At 64.8% G+C, this 17,877-nt stretch carries 15 protein-coding genes; 9 read left to right on the top strand and 6 right to left on the bottom strand.

Translation table 11 applies throughout. The features are described 5' to 3' along the window. Window positions 1-159 precede the first annotated feature (159 nt). The 5 genes from hslU to FAZ11_RS04155 all read right to left on the bottom strand — a co-directional run bounded on the left by hslU (window position 160) and on the right by FAZ11_RS04155 (window position 7,046). Window positions 160-1,509 (bottom strand): ATP-dependent protease ATPase subunit HslU, encoded by a 1,350-nt coding sequence (hslU, locus tag FAZ11_RS04175; RefSeq protein ID WP_058766210.1) that lies wholly within the window; start codon window positions 1,507-1,509, stop codon window positions 160-162. A gap of 19 nt (window positions 1,510-1,528) precedes the next feature. After that, window positions 1,529-2,062: an ATP-dependent protease subunit HslV gene (gene hslV / locus FAZ11_RS04170; protein ID WP_058764934.1), complete on the bottom strand. Its 534-nt coding sequence runs from the start codon at window positions 2,060-2,062 to the stop codon at window positions 1,529-1,531. Window positions 2,063-2,216: 154 nt separating this feature from the next. Then, window positions 2,217-2,960: an SPOR domain-containing protein gene (locus FAZ11_RS04165; protein ID WP_058764932.1), complete on the bottom strand. Its 744-nt coding sequence runs from the start codon at window positions 2,958-2,960 to the stop codon at window positions 2,217-2,219. Window positions 2,961-2,978: 18 nt separating this feature from the next. After that, entirely contained in the window at window positions 2,979-4,736 is a 1,758-nt protein-coding gene (gene argS, locus FAZ11_RS04160) for an arginine--tRNA ligase (RefSeq protein WP_058773817.1), read from the bottom strand. Between the two features lie 96 nt (window positions 4,737-4,832). After that, on the bottom strand, window positions 4,833-7,046 hold the full coding sequence (locus FAZ11_RS04155; RefSeq protein ID WP_058773818.1) for a primosomal protein N': 2,214 nt from the start codon (window positions 7,044-7,046) through the stop codon (window positions 4,833-4,835). A gap of 157 nt (window positions 7,047-7,203) precedes the next feature. On the opposite strand from FAZ11_RS04155, the gene rpmE reads away from it, so the two are divergent. From rpmE to FAZ11_RS04140, 3 genes are all read left to right on the top strand, one after another. Further along, window positions 7,204-7,419 carry a 50S ribosomal protein L31 gene (gene rpmE, locus FAZ11_RS04150; protein ID WP_058764925.1) on the top strand — a complete coding sequence of 72 codons (216 nt, stop codon included), beginning with the start codon at window positions 7,204-7,206 and terminating at the stop codon, window positions 7,417-7,419. Continuing rightward, entirely contained in the window at window positions 7,419-8,249 is an 831-nt protein-coding gene (locus FAZ11_RS04145) for a thermonuclease family protein (RefSeq protein ID WP_058773819.1), read from the top strand. The genes rpmE and FAZ11_RS04145 overlap by 1 nt, the downstream gene beginning before the upstream one ends. Window positions 8,250-8,361: 112 nt before the next feature. Further along, window positions 8,362-9,630, top strand: a complete 1,269-nt coding sequence (locus tag FAZ11_RS04140; protein ID WP_058766205.1) for a malic enzyme-like NAD(P)-binding protein — start codon at window positions 8,362-8,364, stop codon at window positions 9,628-9,630. Window positions 9,631-9,686: 56 nt separating this feature from the next. Here FAZ11_RS04140 and FAZ11_RS04135 read toward each other — a convergent pair whose 3' ends face one another. After that, window positions 9,687-12,113, bottom strand: coding sequence for a penicillin-binding protein 1A (locus tag FAZ11_RS04135; protein ID WP_058773820.1), 2,427 nt, complete (start codon window positions 12,111-12,113; stop codon window positions 9,687-9,689). A 167-nt stretch (window positions 12,114-12,280) separates the two neighbouring features. Between FAZ11_RS04135 and FAZ11_RS04130 the strand changes: the two genes are divergently transcribed. Genes FAZ11_RS04130 through aroK form a run of 6 tightly spaced genes read left to right on the top strand, consistent with a single transcriptional unit; the run spans window position 12,281 to window position 17,862 of the window. Next, a complete protein-coding gene (locus FAZ11_RS04130) occupies window positions 12,281-13,345 on the top strand; it encodes a pilus assembly protein PilM (protein WP_058762921.1) in 1,065 nt (354 codons plus the stop codon). After that, complete coding sequence (locus FAZ11_RS04125; protein WP_058773821.1) at window positions 13,346-13,933, top strand: PilN domain-containing protein; 588 nt, start codon at window positions 13,346-13,348, stop codon at window positions 13,931-13,933. After that, a complete protein-coding gene (pilO, locus tag FAZ11_RS04120) occupies window positions 13,930-14,583 on the top strand; it encodes a type 4a pilus biogenesis protein PilO (RefSeq protein WP_058766202.1) in 654 nt (217 codons plus the stop codon). The genes FAZ11_RS04125 and pilO overlap by 4 nt, the downstream gene beginning before the upstream one ends. Further along, window positions 14,580-15,098 carry a pilus assembly protein PilP gene (locus tag FAZ11_RS04115; RefSeq protein ID WP_137279060.1) on the top strand — a complete coding sequence of 173 codons (519 nt, stop codon included), beginning with the start codon at window positions 14,580-14,582 and terminating at the stop codon, window positions 15,096-15,098. Before pilO ends, FAZ11_RS04115 begins: the two co-directional genes overlap by 4 nt. Next, entirely contained in the window at window positions 15,098-17,338 is a 2,241-nt protein-coding gene (locus FAZ11_RS04110; RefSeq protein ID WP_081320060.1) for a type IV pilus secretin PilQ, read from the top strand. Before FAZ11_RS04115 ends, FAZ11_RS04110 begins: the two co-directional genes overlap by 1 nt. Before the next feature lie 5 nt (window positions 17,339-17,343). Beyond that, the gene (gene aroK / locus FAZ11_RS04105) at window positions 17,344-17,862 is read left to right on the top strand and encodes a shikimate kinase AroK (protein WP_058762924.1); all 519 of its coding nucleotides are present in this window, start codon (window positions 17,344-17,346) and stop codon (window positions 17,860-17,862) included. Window positions 17,863-17,877 lie beyond the last annotated feature (15 nt).

The raw sequence follows: 17,877 nt of genomic DNA, 5'->3' as shown, positions 1-17,877 counted from the left end.
CGAAGCCCAACATTGGCTCGGGACACAGGCAATGTTGGGCTTCGACGATAGAGCTGTCTCAACCCAACCTACGGTCCATCGCGGCCATGGCTGCGATAGACCAGTTGCTCCTACAGGATATATCGGCACCTGTAGGGCGACCAGGCACCAAACCTACCGTCACAGTATATAGCGCGACAGGTCTTCGTCCTGGGCCAGTTCGCCGAGATGGCCATTCACATAGGCGGCGTCGATGACGATGGGCTCGCCATTCTGCTGGCCGGCCAGATCGGCGGCGCTGAAGGACACCTCTTCCAGCAGGCGCTCCAGCAGGGTGTGCAGGCGCCGGGCACCGATGTTCTCGGTTTTCTCGTTGACCTGCCAGGCGATCTCGGCGATGCGGGTGATGCCGTCGGCGGCGAAGTCCACGTGCAGCCCTTCGGTCTTGAGCAACTCACGATACTGCTCGGTCAGCGAGGCGTGCGGCTCGGTAAGGATGCGCTCGAAGTCCTGCGGGGTCAGCGCCTTGAGTTCGACGCGGATCGGCAGGCGGCCCTGCAGTTCCGGTACCAGGTCGCTGGGCTTGGACAGGTGGAAGGCGCCCGAGGCGATGAACAGGATATGGTCGGTCTTGACCATGCCCAGCTTGGTGTTGACGGTGCAGCCCTCGATCAGCGGCAGCAGGTCGCGCTGCACGCCCTCGCGGGACACGTCGGCACCACTGGTGTTGCCCCGCTTGGCCACCTTGTCGATCTCGTCGATGAAGACGATGCCGTGCTGCTCGACGGCCTCCAGGGCCCGGCCCTTGAGTTCTTCCTCGTTGACCAGGCGCGCGGCTTCTTCGTCGCGGACCAGCTTGAGGGCTTCCTTGACCTTGAGCTTGCGCTGCTTGGTCTTGCCCTTGTGCATGCCAGCGAAGAGATTCTGCAGCTGGCTGGTCATCTCCTCCATGCCGGGCGGGGTCATGATCTCGACGCCGGCCGGGGTATCGGCCACCTCGATCTCGATTTCCTTGTCGTCCAGCTGGCCTTCGCGCAGGCGCTTGCGGAACAGCTGACGGGTATTGCTATCGGTCGCGGCCGGCTGGGGTTCGTTGCTGAAGCCCACCGAGGGCCGGGCGGCGGGCAGCAGGGCATCGAGGATGCGCTCTTCGGCGGCGTCTTCGGCACGGTGGCGATTGCGCACCATTTCCTGCTCGCGCAGCATCTTCACGGCGGCATCGGCGAGGTCGCGGATGATGGACTCCACGTCACGGCCGACATAGCCGACCTCGGTGAACTTGGTGGCTTCCACCTTGAGGAAGGGCGCGTTGGCCAGCTTGGCCAGGCGCCGGGCGATCTCGGTCTTGCCCACACCCGTGGGGCCGATCATCAGGATGTTCTTGGGCGTCACCTCGGGGCGCAGCTCGGCGGGCAGCTGCATCCGCCGCCAGCGATTGCGCAGGGCGATGGCCACGGCGCGCTTGGCGTCGTCCTGGCCGATGATGTGGCGATTGAGTTCGTGGACGATCTCGCGGGGGGTCATGGACATGGTCGGTCTCTAAGCCGGATCACGCCTGGGGCGCGTCCAGCTCCTCGATGGTCAGGTTGCGGTTGGTGAACACGCAGATGTCACCGGCGATATTCAGGGCGGTCTCGGCGATCTCGCGGGCGCTCAGATCGGTGTGCATCAGCAGCGCGCGGGCGGCGGCCTGGGCGTAGGCGCCGCCGGAACCCATGGCGATGAGGCCTTCCTCGGGCTCCACCACGTCACCGTTGCCGGTGATGATCAGGGAGGCATCCTTGTTGGCGACCGCCAGCATGGCTTCCAGGCGGCGCAGGGCGCGGTCGGTGCGCCAGTCCTTGGCCAGCTCGACGGCGGCGCGGACCAGATGGCCCTGGTGCTTCTCGAGCTGCGCCTCGAAGCGCTCGAAGAGGGTGAAGGCATCGGCGGTACCGCCGGCGAAACCGGCCAGCACCTCGCCCCGGTACAGCCGCCGGACCTTCTTGGCGTTGCCTTTCATGACGGTATTGCCCAGGGAAACCTGGCCGTCGCCGCCGATCACGACCTTGCCGTTGCGGCGTACAGAAACGATGGTGGTCAAGGGAATCTCTCCGCGTTGCTTGGGGCGGTCAGCCCCGGTTACGCGGAGATATGGGGATGGCCGCGCCGCCCTTCAAGCGTCGCGGGGGTGATTCGCCGGGCCAGGGTCTTTTCAACGCCGTTTGGCCGACGCGCAGCAGGCCGTGGGCAGGCTCTCAGTGACCGCGGCGCTGTTGCAGCAACAGATTCTTGAAGCCGCTGCCGGCGAGTTGCTTCTGCGCCTGGGTCAGTTGGTCGCGATCGCTGTAGGGGCCCACCAGTACCCGGTACCAGGTGTCGTCCTTGACCTTGCCCGATTCCACGCGCACGTCCTGGCCGAGCATGATGATCTGGGCGCGGACCCGGTCGGCATCGGCCTGGGTGCGGAAGGAGCCGGCCTGCAGGAAGAACAGGGTCACCGGCGGCTGGGCCTTGGTGGTCGCTTCCTTGGCTGGGGTGGCGGTCTGGCCTGGGGCGGTACCCGGCGTGGCCGGGGTAGCGGTGGCGGGCTGGCCCGGCTGTCCGGGTTGGGCTGTCGCCGTCGCGGCATCCGGTTTGGCCGGGGTGGTCGGCTTGGCCGCCGGCGCGCGCGGCACGGCGTCCGGCGGCACTATCACCTCGGATTCCGGCAGCAGGGTATAGAAGTCGTACTTGGGCTTGATCGGCGTGGGCGGCGTGCCCTCGGTCTTGGCCGCGGCGGCCGGCGTCTTGCCATTGCCCGCGGTAGCTGCCGGGCGACCCTCTTCCGGCTTGGCGCGTTGCACTGCCTTGTTGCCCGGTTCGAGCTTCATCAAGAAGACCACGAAGGCACCGATGGCCAGTCCCGATGCGAGCCAGACCCAGCCGGGCAGGGGCTGCTTCTTGGGAGCCGAGGTATTGCGACTGGCGCCGCGCTTGGGTGGGGCTTTCTTGGTGGCCATCAGGCGGTGATCCGTCTCTTACATGCGTTCCAGGGTATGCAGGCCGAGCAGTTCCAGCCCCTGCTTGAGGGTGCGCCCGGTGAGCGTGGCCAGGCGCAGCCGGCTCTGGCGCAGCGCCTGATCCTCGGCGGTCAGGATCGGGCAGTTCTCGTAGAAGCTGGAGAACAGGCCGGCCAGGTCGTAGAGGTAGCTGCACAGCAGGTGTGGGGTCCCCTTGTCGCCGACGCTGCCGAGGATCTCGCCGAATTGCGCCAGGCGCGCGCCGAGGTCCTGCTCCTGGGGAGCGTCCAGGCGGATGCTGCCCGCGGGCTCGGCCTGCTCGGCCTTGCGCAGCACGCTGGCGACGCGGGTGTAGGCGTACAGCAGATAGGGCGCGGTGTTGCCCTCGAAGCTGAGCATCTGTTCGAAGTTGAAGCTGTAGTCGCTGGTGCGGTGCTTGGAGAGGTCGGCGTACTTGACCGAGGCGATGCCCACCACGCGGCCGATGTGGCGCAGTTCCTCTTCGCTGAACGGCGTCTCGCCACGCTCGGCGCGTCCGGCATTGCGCTCCTTGACCAGTTGGTAGGCGCGCTCCTCGGCTTCGTCGAGCAGGTCGACCAGCTTCACGGTGCCACCGTCACGGGTCTTGAACGGACGGCCGTCGGCGCCGTTCATGGTGCCGAAGCCCATGTGCTCGAGGTCCATGGCCGGGTCGACGAAACCCGCGCGGCGCGCGACTTCGAAGGCCATCTGGAAGTGCAGGGCCTGGCGCTGGTCGACGAAGTAGAGCGCGCGGTCGGCGTGCAGTTGGCGGCTGCGATAGCGCATGGCGGCGAGGTCGGTGGTGGAATAGAGGTAGCCGCCACCAGCCTTCTGCACGATCACCGGCAGGGGATTGCCCTCGGCGTTCTTGAATTCGTCGAGGAAGACGCAGCGGGCACCATCGCTCTCGGTGAGCAGCCCGGCGGCATCCAGATCGGTCACCACCTGGGCCAGGTCATCGTTGTAGGCGCTCTCGCCCTTGACGTCGGCCGGGGTCAGCTTGACGTTGAGGCGGTCGTAGACCTCCTGGCAGTGGGACAGGGAGACGGCGTTGAATCTCTCCCACAGGCGCAGGCAGTGGGCATCGCCCGCCTGCAGCGCCACCACCAGTTCACGGGCGCGGGCGGCGAATTCCGGCGAGGCGTCGAAGCGGCCCTTGGCGGCGCGATAGAACACCTCGAGGTCGGCCAGCTCGCCCTCGGCGGCCTGGGGCTGCTCTTCCATGTAGGCCAGCAGCATGCCGAACTGGGTACCCCAGTCGCCCACGTGGTTCTGGCGGATCACCTCGTCACCGAGGAATTCCAGCACCCGTGCCACGGCATCGCCGATGATGGTGGATCTCAGGTGGCCGACGTGCATCTCCTTGGCCAGGTTCGGCGAGGACAGGTCCACCACCACGCGCTGCCGCGGCTCGTGCTTGGGCACGCCCAGGTGCGAATCGGCAAAGGCGGCGTCCAGTCGCGCAGCCAGTTGCGCGTGATTCTGGAAGAAATTGAGGAAGCCGGGGCCGGCGATCTCCACCTTGCTCACCGCCGGATCGGCGGGCAGGGCGGCCAGCAGCTTCTCGGCCAGGTCGCGCGGCTTGGCCCGGGCCGGCTTGGCCAGCAGCAGGGCGACGTTGCTGGCGAAGTCGCCGTGGCTCTTGTCCTTGGTGTTCTCGACCTGGATGGCCGGGGCCACGTCGGCCGGCAGGGTGCCGTCGGCGATCAGGCGGTCGAGGGCGTGCTGGATGAGCTGGCGGATGCTGTCTTTCATGGTCGTTGGCCTTCGGCGTGCGCCGGGCGCGCACTGCGATGAAAACCCGGCATTATCCGTGGCTGGCCCGGCCTTGCCAATGGTAAGCCTATGCCACTAGAAGAGATCGATGGGGTCGACGTCCAGTGACCAGCGTACCTGGCGGGCCTCCGGCAGGCTTTCCAGCTGGACCACCCAGATCCCCAGCAGTCGATGCAAGGGCGCGCGGCTACTGCTTTGCAATAGTAGTTGGGCGCGATGACGACCGGCGCGTCTTTCCATCGGCGCCGGCACCGGACCGAGCAATTCCACCTGGGGCAGGGCGAGATTCACCGCCAGGCCTTCGGCGACGTGATAGGCCGCCTCCAGGAAATTCTCCACCTGGTCCTGGCGATGGGCGTCGGCACGCAGCAGGGCCAGATAGGCGAACGGCGGCAGTCCCGCGGACCGCCGCTCCTGCAGGGCCTGGCGAGCGAAGGCCGGATAGCCTTCCTCGGCCAGTTGCACCATCAGTGGATGATCGGCCAGGTGGGTCTGGATCAACACCAGGCCGGGTTCCTCGGCGCGACCCGCGCGACCGGCCACCTGGACGATCTGCTGCGCCATGCGCTCGCTGGCACGGAAGTCGGCGGAGAACAGCCCGCTGTCGGCATCGAGCACGGCCACCAGGGTCACCTTGGGGAAGTGGTGCCCCTTGGCGAGCATCTGGGTGCCGACCAGGATGCAGGGCGCGCCGCTGTGGATGGTGCGCAACAGTTTGCCCAGGGCGTCCTTGCGCGCCGTGGTGTCGCGGTCGATGCGCAGCACCGGAACGTCCGGGAACAGCAGCTGCAGTCGCTCCTCGGCACGCTCGGTGCCGGCACCCACCGGGCGCAGGTCGAGCTTGCCGCAAGACGGGCAGTGGCGTGGCGGCCTCTCGCGGTGATCGCAATGGTGGCAGCGCAACTCGCCGGAGCCGCGGTGATAGGTCATGCGCGCATCGCAACGCGGGCACTGGGCCAGCCAGCCGCAGTCGTGGCAGAGCAGGGTGGGTGCGAAGCCGCGGCGATTGAGGAACACCAGCACCTGTTGGCCGCGTTCCAGGGTCGCGCCCATGGCTTTGAGCAGCGGCTGCGACAGACCGCTGTCCAGCGGGCGGCTGCGTACGTCCAGCCGCTCGAAGCGCGGTGGCTGGGCCCCACCGGCACGCAGCGACAGCCGCAAGTGAGCGTAACGACCCTGCTCGGCGTTGTGCAGGCTCTCCAGCGAGGGTGTCGCCGACCCCAGCACCACCGGCAGATTTTCCAGCCGCGCGCGTACGACAGCCAGATCCCGGGCGTGATACCTCAGGCCTTCCTGCTGTTTATAGGAGGCGTCGTGTTCTTCGTCGACGATGATCAGGCCGGGGTGTTTGAGCGGAGTGAACAGTGCCGAGCGGGTGCCCACTACTATGTCCACCTCCCCATCGCGGGCGGCCAGCCAGATATCCATGCGCTCGCGATCGGTCAGCGCCGAATGCAGTAGGGCGATGCGGGCATTGAAGCGCTGCTCGAAGCGCCCCAGGGTCTGGGGCCCCAGGTTGATCTCGGGGATCAGCAGCAGCGCCTGACGGCCGGCTTCCAAGGTGGCGCGGATCAGTTGCAGATAGACCTCGGTCTTGCCGCTGCCCGTCACTCCTTCCAATAGATAGCAATGAAAGCCGCTGCCAGCGCGAACCGCCTCGTAGGCCAGGCGCTGTTCGCCGTTGAGCGGCAATTCGGCCTGGGCCAGCCAGGCACCCTGATGGCGAGTCGGCTGGTGATAGCGGGTCTCTACCTTGACCAGACCCTTGGCCTGCAGGAGATCGAGGCTGTCCTTGACCAGGCCGAGCTGGCCGAGCAATTCGTGCAGCACGCCGTGAGCATGCTGGCGCAGGGTCTTGAGCGCTTCGCGCTGGCGGGGCGCGCGGGCCAGGCGGGGGTCTTCCGGGCGAGCATCGGGCTGGGCGATCCAGAAACGCTGCAACCGCCGCTCCGCCGGCTCGCCCTGACGCAAAAGGGCAGGAAGTGCCCAGCTCAAGGTATCGCCGAGGCTGTGTTGATAATACTGGGCGGACCACTGGCAGAGTTCGAACAGGGCGCTCGGCAGCGGCGGGCGCTCGTCGAGCAATTGCAGGGCCTTGCGTAGCTTGTCCGGCGGTACCTCGCTTTCCTGGGCAACTTCGATCAGTACCCCGACCACCTCGCGGCGGCCGAAGGGCACCCGCAGGCGCACGCCCGGGCGCAGCTGCTCCTCGGCCACGCCCTTGGGTGGCAGGTAGTCGAACAGGCGACGCAGTGGGGAAGGCAGCGCCAGGCGCAGGATCAGGGGCACGGCAAGGCTCGCAGGCGGAAAGCCCGATGGTAGCAGACGGGCGGTGAGGGGGTTGCTTGCACGGCCTACCCGCTCTGGTATGATTCGCAGCCCAAATCTGTGCGGTATCCGGCAATGGCGCCGGGTGGCGGCACAGCTAGACCCCGAGGATAGCCCCATGAAAGCTGATATCCATCCGCAGTACGAAGCCATCGAAGCTACCTGCAGCTGTGGCAACGTCATCAAGACCCGCTCTACCCTGAGCAAGAACATTCACCTGGACGTCTGCTCCGAATGCCACCCGTTCTACACCGGCAAGCAGAAGGTCCTGGACGCTGGCGGCCGTATCGACCGCTTCAAGCAGCGCTTCGGCGTATTCGGCAGCAGCAAGTAATGCGCTGCCGTCGACCATCTCCGTATGGCTCGACACTGAAAAAGGCGTCCCTCTGGGGCGCCTTTTTCGTTTCGGCCCTGGTAACCGCGCCCTTGGCTCTGGCGGCCGCGGAGTGCCCTTTGCTGTCCGGTGGACAGGAGGTCGAGGTCCGGCAGGTGGTGGACGGCGATACCCTGCGCCTGGTCGATGGTCGCTCCGTACGCCTGATCGGGGTCAATGCTCCTGAGCTGGGCAAGTCCGGTGGTACCGCCCAGCCCTATGCCGAGGCTGCGCGCCGACGCCTGCAAGCCCTGGTCGAGGCCAGCGACGAGCGCCTGCGGCTGGTGCCGGGTAGCGAGGCGACCGACCACTACGGCCGTACCCTGGCGCATCTCTATGATCGCCAGGGTCACAATCTCGAAGCGCAGTTGATCGCCGAGGGCCTCGGTTACGCCGTCGCCATCGCGCCCAATACCCGGCTCGCCGCCTGTCAGGCTGCGGCGGAACGCCAGGCGCGCAAGAGTCGACTCGGCGTCTGGAAGCAGGATCCGACCCAGGCCTCCACGCGTATCGAGGAAGGTGGCTTCGCCGTGGTGCAAGGTCGTCTGCAGGAGGTCGAGCGCAATCGCGGCGGGCTCTGGCTGCAGTTCGAAGGCGATCTGGTCGTCAATGTGCCGGAGCGTTTCGCCGACGCCTTCGACGGGGTGCCGCTCCGGCAGTGGATCGGCCGCAACGTCGAGGCTCGGGGCTGGATTTCCGATCGCAGCAGGCGAAAAGAGGCGGGCAGAGCGCGCTGGCAGATGACCCTGAGCGACCCGCACATGCTGGGTTTGCGAGTTGAATCGTTTTAGCCGAAAGTCGTATTGCGATTGATTTCAGGTATATGGGTGATTGCTTGTGGCACCTTGAGTCTTTGCGTATTCTCGCCCGACCCAAGACCCACACCACGCGGATATACCAATAATGTCTGATCTCAAAACCGCTGCCCTCGAATACCACGCCCAGCCGCGTCCCGGCAAACTCAGCGTCGAGCTGACCAAGCCCACCGCGACCGCCCGTGACCTGTCCCTGGCCTACAGCCCCGGCGTCGCCGAACCGGTCCGCGAGATCGGCCGCGATCCGGAGCTGGCCTACCGCTACACCGGCAAGGGCAACTTGGTCGCCGTGATCTCCGATGGCACCGCTATTCTCGGTCTGGGTAACCTCGGCCCGCTGGCCTCCAAGCCGGTGATGGAAGGCAAGGGCGTACTGTTCAAGCGCTTCGCCGGTGTGGACGTCTTCGACATCGAGGTCGACGCCGAAAGCCCCCAGGCGTTCATCGATACCGTCAAGCGCATCTCCATCACCTTCGGCGGCATCAACCTGGAAGACATCAAGGCACCCGAGTGCTTCGAGATCGAACGCGCCCTGATCGAACAGTGCGACATTCCGGTGTTCCACGATGACCAGCACGGCACCGCCATCGTCACCGCCGCCGGCATGCTCAACGCGCTGGAAATCGCCGGCAAGCGCCTGGAAGAAGCCAAGATCGTCTGCCTGGGTGCCGGTGCTGCCGCCATATCCTGCATGCGCCTGCTGATCAGCATGGGTGCCAAGGTCGAGAACATCTACATGATCGACCGTCAGGGGGTGGTCCACAGCGGCCGCAACGACCTGAACCAGTACAAGGCGACCTTCGCCACCGAGACCAGCAAGCGCACCCTGGACGATGCCCTCGACGGCGCCGATGTCTTCGTCGGTCTGTCCGGCCCCAATCTGCTGTCGGCCGAAGGCCTCAAGCGCATGGCGGCCAATCCCATCGTCTTCGCCTGCTCCAACCCGGATCCGGAAATCACTCCCGAGCTGGCCCACGCCACCCGCGATGACGTGATCATGGCCACCGGTCGTTCGGACTATCCGAATCAGGTGAACAACGTGCTGGGCTTCCCCTTCATCTTCCGTGGTGCCCTGGACGTACGCGCCCGGGTCATCAACGAGGAGATGAAGATCGCCGCCGCCCTGGCCCTGCGTGACCTGGCCAAGCTGCCGGTACCCAAGGAAGTCTGCGAGGCCTACAAGGTCGACAGCCTGAGCTTCGGACGCGAGTACATCATTCCCAAGCCGATGGACGCGCGCCTGATCACCCTGGTATCCGATGCCGTGGCCAAGGCCGCCATCGAGACCGGCGTGGCCACGCTGCCCTATCCGGCGAACTACCCGCTGAAGTCGGTAGACGACGTCTTCGCCAAGTAAGGCGATGCCCAATAAAAAACCCCGCCGCGGCGGGGTTTTTTATTGGGCCGAGAATCTCAGAAGAGATCCATCGGCGCCGTCTCGCTCGAGGGCAACGGCGTGCCCGGGGCAGTGCCACGGGGCAGTTCGTCCAGACTCGGCGGGGTGTCCTCGCTCTTGAACAGTTCGAAGTAGGCGTTCGGCGTGCCGGGCGGTGCGGCGCGTCCGGTGACCGGATCGATCCGTACCGAGACGATGCCGTCCGGCTCCTTGAGCTGATGCGCCGGCTTGCCCTTGAGCGCAGCGCCCATGTACTTCATCCAGATCGGCAGGGCCACGGTGCCACCGAATTCCTGGCGGCCTAGGGTCTCCGGCTGGTCGAAGCCGGCCCAGACGGTGGTCACGTAGTCGCCGTTGTAGCCGGAGAACCAGGTGTCCTTGGATTCGTTGGTGGTACCGGTCTTGCCGGCCAGATCGGTCCGGCCCAGCTCCAGTGCCTTGCGGCCGGTGCCGCGCTTGATCACGTCCTGCAGCATGCTGTTCATGATGTAGGCATTGCGCGGGTCGATGATCTGGGGTGCGAACACTGGCGCGGGATTGGCCGGATCGGCATTGATGCCATCGGTGGTCGGCGCGGCGGAGACCTCGACACCAGCGTTGGACTTGGCCTCGGGCTGTTGCGGCACCCGCGGCGGATTGGCGCGATAGACCACCTTGCCGTCGCGGTCGACCACGTGATCCACCACATAGGGCGTGATCTTGTAGCCTTCGTTGGCGAACGCCGACCAGCCGGTAGCCACTTCCAGGGGCGTCAGGCCCGGGGTGCCCAGGGCCAGCGACAGATTGCGTGGCAGCTGATCGCGCTCGAAGCCGAAGCGGCTGACGTAGTCCAGCGCATAGTCGATGCCGATGGCCTGCAGCACCCGGATCGACACCAGGTTACGCGAACGATAGAGCGCCTCGCGCAGGCTGATGGGGCCGAGGAAGGTGTTGTTGTCGTTCTTCGGTCGCCAGGCTTCGTCCGGGTTCTCGTCCATGAACACGATGGGCGCGTCATTGACCAGGCTGGCGGCGGTGAAGCCCTTGTCCAGCGCCGCGCTGTAGATGAACGGCTTGAAGCTGGAGCCTGGCTGGCGTCGTGCCTGGGTGGCACGGTTGTAGTTGCTCTGCTCGAAGGAGAAACCGCCGACCAGGGCGCGGATAGCGCCGTCCTGCGGGTCCAGGGAGACCAGGGCGCTCTGGGCCTTGGGAATCTGCGAGAACTTCAGGCTGCCGTCGGCCTGGCGCTCGACGCGGATCAGATCGCCGACCTTGACCACGTCCGCCGGTCCGTTGGGGCGCGGCCCCATGCTGTTGGCGCTGAGGTAGGGGCGGGCCCACTTCATGCTGTCCCAGGGCACCGCTTCTTCCTTGCCATCGCGGGTCAGGACCAGGATGCCGCTCTTCTCCACCTGGGTGACGATGGCCGGGTCCTGGCCGCCGATGGTGCGCTGCTTCTGCAGCTCGGCGAGCCAGTCGCTGCGGCTGCGGCCGGGGAAGCGGGCTTCCGGGCCGCGATAGCCATGGCGCTGATCGTAGTCGGTCAGGCCGTCACGCACCGCCTCGAAGGCATCCGTCTGCAGATGGCTGTCGACGGTGGTGTAGACCTGGTAGCCGTCGGTATAGGCATCGCTGCCATAACGGCCGACCATCTCGGCACGGGCCATTTCGGCGATGTAGGGCGCGTTGAGCTCCGGCACGGCCACGTGGTGGTAGGCCTCCAGGGGCTCCTTGACGCTCTCCTGGTAGGTCGCCTGGTTGATATAGCCGAGCTTGAGCATGCGCTCGAGAATCCAGTTGCGTCTTTCCAGGCTGCGCTCGGGGTTGGCCACTGGGTTGTAGCGCGAGGGCGCCTTCGGCAGGCCGGCGATCATCGCCATCTGGGCTATGCTCAAGTCCTTGATGGACTTGCCGTAGTACACCTGGGCGGCGGCCTCGATGCCGTAGGCCCGGTTACCCAGGTAGATCTTGTTGACATAGAGCTCGAGGATCTCGTCCTTGGTCAGGTGGCGCTCTATTTGCAGGGCGAGCAGGATCTCGGTGAATTTGCGCGAGAAGCTGCGCTCGCTGGTGAGGAAGTAATTCTTGGCGACCTGCATGGTGATGGTGCTGCCGCCGGTCTGGATGTGCCCGGTGGTGACCAGCTGGCTCAGGGCGCGCGCCAGGCTTTTCAGATCCACGCCATAGTGATTGGCGAAGTTGTCGTCCTCGGCGGAGAGCAGGGCATGGATGAAATCAGGCGGAATTTCGTTGAAACGCAGCGGCGAGCGGCGCATTTCGCCAAATTCAGCGATGAGTTTGCCATCCGAGCTGTACACCCGCAGAGGGATCTGCAGTTGCACGTTACGCAGGGCATCGATGGAGGGCAGGCTGGGGCTGAGGTAGAGGAAGGTGCCGCTCAGGCCCAGCAACAGGCTGCAAATCAGGGCGACCAACGACCACCAGAAAAATTTCAGAACACGCATCAAGAGACTTTTCGAATGGAAAGAGGGAAAAGGCGACAGGTGACGGTCAGCCTACACGGCGTCGCCATTATAGGCGCGTTTGGCGGTTGGCCGCTATTTGCTCGGGTGTCAAGTCTGTTATCTAATGCCCGTCCGCGGAAAACCACCGTCGTTCATAGGGAACTGATGTGCTAGGGCTATTCAGAAAGAAGGCGAATACGCTGCTGGGTATCGACGTCAGTTCGACATCGGTGAAGCTCATCGAATTGAGCCGCGCAGGCGGGCGCTATCGCGTGGAGGCCTATGCGGTCGAGCCCCTGCCGGCCAATGCCGTGGTCGAGAAGAACATCGCCGAGCTCGAGGGCGTCGGGCTGGCCATCGGCCGGGTGCTGGTCAAGGCGCGTACTTCCGCGCGCAGCGCCGCCGTGGCGGTGTCCGGTTCGGCGGTGATCGCCAAGACCATCGAGATGGATGCCGGCCTGTCCGACGACGAGCTGGAAAACCAGATCAAGCTCGAGGCCGATCAATACATTCCCTATCCCCTCGACGAGGTCGCCATCGATTTCGAGGTGCAGGGCCCGTCGCCACGTAACGCCGAGCGCGTCGAGGTACTGCTGGCCGCCTGCCGGAAGGAAAACGTCGAGGTCCGTGAGGCGGCCCTGGCCCTGGCCGGGGTCTCGGCCAAGGTAGTCGATGTCGAGGCCTATGCGCTGGAGCGTGCCTATCAGTTGCTCGCCAATCAGCTGGGCGGGCACGTGGATGATCTGACCGTGGCGGTAGTCGACATCGGCGCCACCATGACCACGCTGAGCGTGCTGCACAATGGCAGGACCATCTACACCCGCGAGCAGCTGTTCGGCGGGCGTCAGCTCACCGAAGAGATCCAGCGTCGCTATGGCCTCTCGGTGGAAGAGGCTGGGCTCGCCAAGAAGCAGGGCGGTCTGCCGGACGATTACCAGAACGAGGTGCTGAGCCCCTTCCGTGAGGCCGTGGTACAGCAGGTCGCCCGTTCGCTGCAGTTCTTTTTCGCCGCTGGGCAATACAACGATGTGGACTACATCTTGCTTGCCGGAGGTACAGCGTCAATTTCCGGACTCGACCGTTTGATCCAACAGAAAATCGGCACCCCGACGGTCCTGGCCAATCCCTTCGCGGACATGACTGTCAGCAGCAAGGTCAATGCGGCGGCCCTGGCCGGCGACGCCCCGGCGTTGATGATCGCCTGTGGCCTGGCCATGAGGAGTTTCGACTAGATGGCCCGCATCAACCTCTTGCCCTGGCGGGAACAGCTGCGCGAAGAACGACGCAAGCAGTTCCTGGTGATCCTGGGAGGTGTCTTCGCGTTGTCGTGCGGCGCCGTGTTCCTGGGCGACCAGTACCTGTCCGGGGAAATTGCCCGCCAGGAGGCGCGTAACGCCTTCGTCCAGCAGAACATCGCCCAGCTGGACGTCCGCATCAAGGAAATCAGCGAACTCAAGACCCGGCGGCAACAGCTGCTGGCGCGGATGAAGATCATCCAGGACCTGCAGGCCAACCGGCCGGTCATCGGTCATGTGTTCGATCAACTGGTAAGGACGCTGCCGGATGGCGTGTATTTCCGGGAAGTGAAGATGCGGGGCGATACCCTGTCGATCAGCGGCGAGGCGGAATCCAACAACCGGGTCTCCAATCTGATGCGCAATCTGGATGCCTCGGATTGGTTTACTTCGCCTACGCTCATCGAGGTAAAGGCAACTACCGCTGGCGCCGTGGATCAGGCCAACACCTTTCAGCTCACCGTCAAACAGACCCAGCCCGGTGCGGCTGAGCCCGCGCCGCTCGCCAAGGGAGGCAAACCATGAGTCTCGCCGATTCCCTGGCCAGTCTGCGTAAGATCGATGTCAACGAGCTCAGTCTCGAGAACCTGGGCTCCTGGCCCAAACCAGTCAAGGTCATCGCCTGCCTGCTGATCGTGCTGGTGGTGCTGCTGCTCGGCTATCAGTTCCATCTCAGCGACATGCAGGCGCAGCTGGAGACGCAACGCGCCCAGGAAGAAACCCTCAAGCAGCAATACGCCAGCAAGGCCTTCCAGGCCGCTAATCTGGATGCCTACAAGCAGCAGATGGTAGAGATGGAAGAATCCTTCGGTGCGCTGTTGCGGCAATTGCCGGGCGATACCGAGGTGCCGGCGCTGCTCGAGGACATCACCCGCACCGGGCTCGGCAGTGGCCTGGAGTTCGAACAGATCAAGCTGCTGCCGGAGGTGACGCAGCAGTTCTATGTCGAGCTGCCGATCCAGATCACCGTGGTGGGTACCTACCATGACCTGGCAACCTTCGTCAGCAGCGTCTCCAGTCTGCCGCGGATCGTTACCCTGCACGACTTCGACCTCAAGCCGGTGGACGACAAGACAGGCAATGGCGCTGGCTTGGTATCCGGTGCCGGTGGCAAGCTGCGCATGAACGTACTGGCCAAGACCTACCGCTACAACGATAAGGGGCTCGGCAAATGAGTAAGCCCCTGCTGCTGTGCCTCCTGGCCACCGTGCTGGCCGGTTGTGGCTCCAGTGATACCAGCGACCTGCAGGCCTTCATGGACGAAACCCGGGCCAAGCCGCGCGGCTCCATCGAACCGCTGCCGCAGTTTCGAGCCTACGAGCCTTTTACCTATGCTGCGGCTGCGCTGCGTAGCCCCTTCCAGGCGCCGGTGCGGATCGATCCCACGGCGCGGCAGCGAGGTAATGGCAATATCAAGCCGGACTTGAATCGGCCCAAGCAGTTTCTCGAAGGCTTCAATATCGAAACCTTCAACATGGTCGGCACCCTGGCCAACGCCGAGGGGCGCTATGCGCTGGTCAGTGGCGCGGGCGGCGTGCATCGCGTCAAGGTGGGGGATTACCTGGGGCGTAACGACGGACGCATTACCAAGATCACCGACGGCGAGATCGACGTGATCGAAATCGTCCCGGATGGCGAGGGTGGCTGGCTGGAGCGGCCGCGCACCATCACCTTGAAGGAAAAGACTTAATGGGCAGGGCGAGCACTGTGAACACTACTATCGCGCGACTGGGGCTGGGTGTGGCCATGCTGCTGAGCAGTCTGGCCGGCCAGGCCATGGCCGCGGATCTGCAATCTTTGAACGTCGCCTCCCTGCCTGGCGATCGCGTCGAACTCAAGCTGACCTTCGATCAGCCGGTCGCTGCGCCCAAGGGCTATACCATCGAGCAGCCGGCGCGGATCGCGCTGGACCTGCCTGGAGTGGCCAACAAGCTGGGCACCAAGAGTCGCGAGCTGGGCAATGGCAATGCTCGTAGCGTGACGGTGGTCGAGGCGGGCAATCGGACCAGGCTGATCATCAATCTCACCTCCCTGGCCGATTACAGCACCCGTGTCGACGGGCGCAACCTTTTCGTCACCATCGGTGGGGCAGTGGCGCGCCAGGTGACCAGTGCCCAGGCCAACCTGACTCCGGATCTACCGCGTTCCCCCGCGCCCGCTACCGTGAGTGCGACGAACGTCATGTCCGGTAACACGGCGCGGACGGCTCTGCCACCTACCCCGGCCGCCTCGACCGTGGCAGCCATGACCGCAAGCCGTCCCCCATTGCGCGGCAAGGCGATCCGTCACATCGACTTCCAGCGTGGTCCCCAGGGCGAGGGCAACGTGGTCATCGACCTGAGTGAGACCGGCATCAACCCCGATATCCAGGAGCTGGGCGGCAAGATCCGCCTGGCCTTCGCCGGTACCCAACTGCCCGAAGAGCTGCGCGTACGGCTGGACGTCAAGGACTTCGCCACGCCGGTGCAGTTCGTCAATGCCTCGGCCGACAACGGCGGTGCGACCATCGTCATCGAGCCGACCGGTACCTACGACTATCTGGCCTACCAGACCAACAATCGGCTGACCTTGAGCGTCAAGCCGCTCACCACCGAAGAGAAGGAAAAGCGCGCGGCCGATCGCTTCACCTATACCGGTGAGAAGCTGTCGCTGAACTTCCAGGACATCGATGTCCGCTCGGTACTGCAGCTGATCGCCGATTTCACCAACCTCAATCTGGTGGCGAGCGACACCGTACAGGGCAACATCACCCTGCGCCTGCAGAACGTACCCTGGGACCAGGCGCTGGATCTCATCCTCAAGACCAAGGGCCTCGACAAGCGTCAGATCGGCAACGTGCTGCTGGTGGCACCGGCCGACGAGATCGCCGCCCGCGAACGTCAGGAACTGGAGTCGCAAAAGCAGATCCAGCAACTGGCCCCGCTGCGGCGTGACCTGATCCAGGTCAACTACGCCAAGGCCGCCGACATCGCCAAGCTGTTCCAGTCGGTGACCAGTGCCGACAAGACCGCCGACGAGCGCGGGTCCATCTCGGTGGACGAGCGGACCAACAGCATCATCGCCTACCAGACCCAGAATCGCCTGGACGAGCTGCGCCGTATCGTCTCGCAACTGGATATCCCGGTGCGCCAGGTGATGATCGAGGCGCGTCTGGTGGAAGCCAACGTCGACTACAGCAAGCAGTTGGGGGTGCGCTGGGGTGGCGCTACTCGCCAGGGCAATTTTTCGGTCTATGGCAAGGACGGCGCGACGACTGTGGATAGCACCACTAACCAAGCTTTCCTGCCCGGAACCAGCACCATCGGTAACTTTACCGCCGCCAGCGGCCTTGCGCCCACGCCCTTCGTCGACATGGGTGTCTCCGGCAGTACGTCGGGCATCGGTATCGGCTTCATGGCCGGCGGCAATATGCTCGACCTGCAGCTGTCTGCGCTGCAGTCCAGCGGCAACGGCGAGATCATCTCCCAGCCCAAGGTCGTCACCTCGGACAAGGAGACCGCCAAGATCCTGCGCGGTACCGAGATTCCCTACCAGGAAGCCAGCTCCAGTGGCGCCACCAGCACCAGCTTCAAGCAGGCGGCGCTGTCGCTGGAAGTTACGCCGCAGATCACGCCCGATAACCGCATCATCATGGAGGTCAAGGTCAACAAGGATGCGCCGGATTACCAGAACGCCCTGAATGGCGTACCGCCGATCAGCAAGAACGAGGTCAATGCCAAGGTGCTGGTGAGCGATGGCGAGACCATCGTGCTCGGTGGGGTGTTCTCCAACACCCAGACCAAGTCCACCACCAAGGTGCCGATGCTGGGCGATATTCCCTATGTCGGCCGGCTATTCCGCCGCGATTCGGTCACCGACAGCAAAGTCGAGCTGCTGATCTTCCTCACGCCGCGTATCATGAACAACCAGGCGATAGCGGTTGGTCGATGACATAAGTGCGTAATCTGTTTCTCGTAGGACCGATGGGCTCGGGCAAGAGCACCATCGGTCGGCTCCTGGCGAAGGAATTGCGGCTGCCGTTCAAGGATTCCGACAAGGTAATCGAAGAACGCACCGGCGCTGCTATTCCCTGGATCTTCGATATGGAAGGCGAACAAGGCTTTCGCGAGCGTGAACGCGCCGCGATAGCCGAGCTGTGCGCCGAGAACGGCCTGGTCATGGCGACCGGAGGCGGCGCTGTGCTGCGCGAAGACAATCGCCAGGCGCTCAAGCGCGGCGGACGGGTCATCTATCTGCATGCCTCCATCGAGCAGCAGATCGAACGGACCGCCCGGGATCGCAATCGGCCACTGTTGCAAACGGCCGATCCGGCCGCGGTGCTGCGCACGCTCATGGCGATGCGTGATCCCCTGTATCGCGAGATCGCCGACATCATCGTCGAAACCGACGAGCGGCCACCGCGGCTGGTGGTGTTGCAGATACTCGACCGTCTGAAAGCCCTGGCGCCGCATTAAAGCCTTTGGCGTTCT

The organism is Pseudomonas rhizoryzae, assembly GCF_005250615.1.
In the GTDB taxonomy this organism is placed as follows: Bacteria; Pseudomonadota; Gammaproteobacteria; order Pseudomonadales; family Pseudomonadaceae; genus Chryseomonas; species Chryseomonas rhizoryzae.
This window is presented reverse-complemented; position numbering and strand designations above follow the sequence as displayed.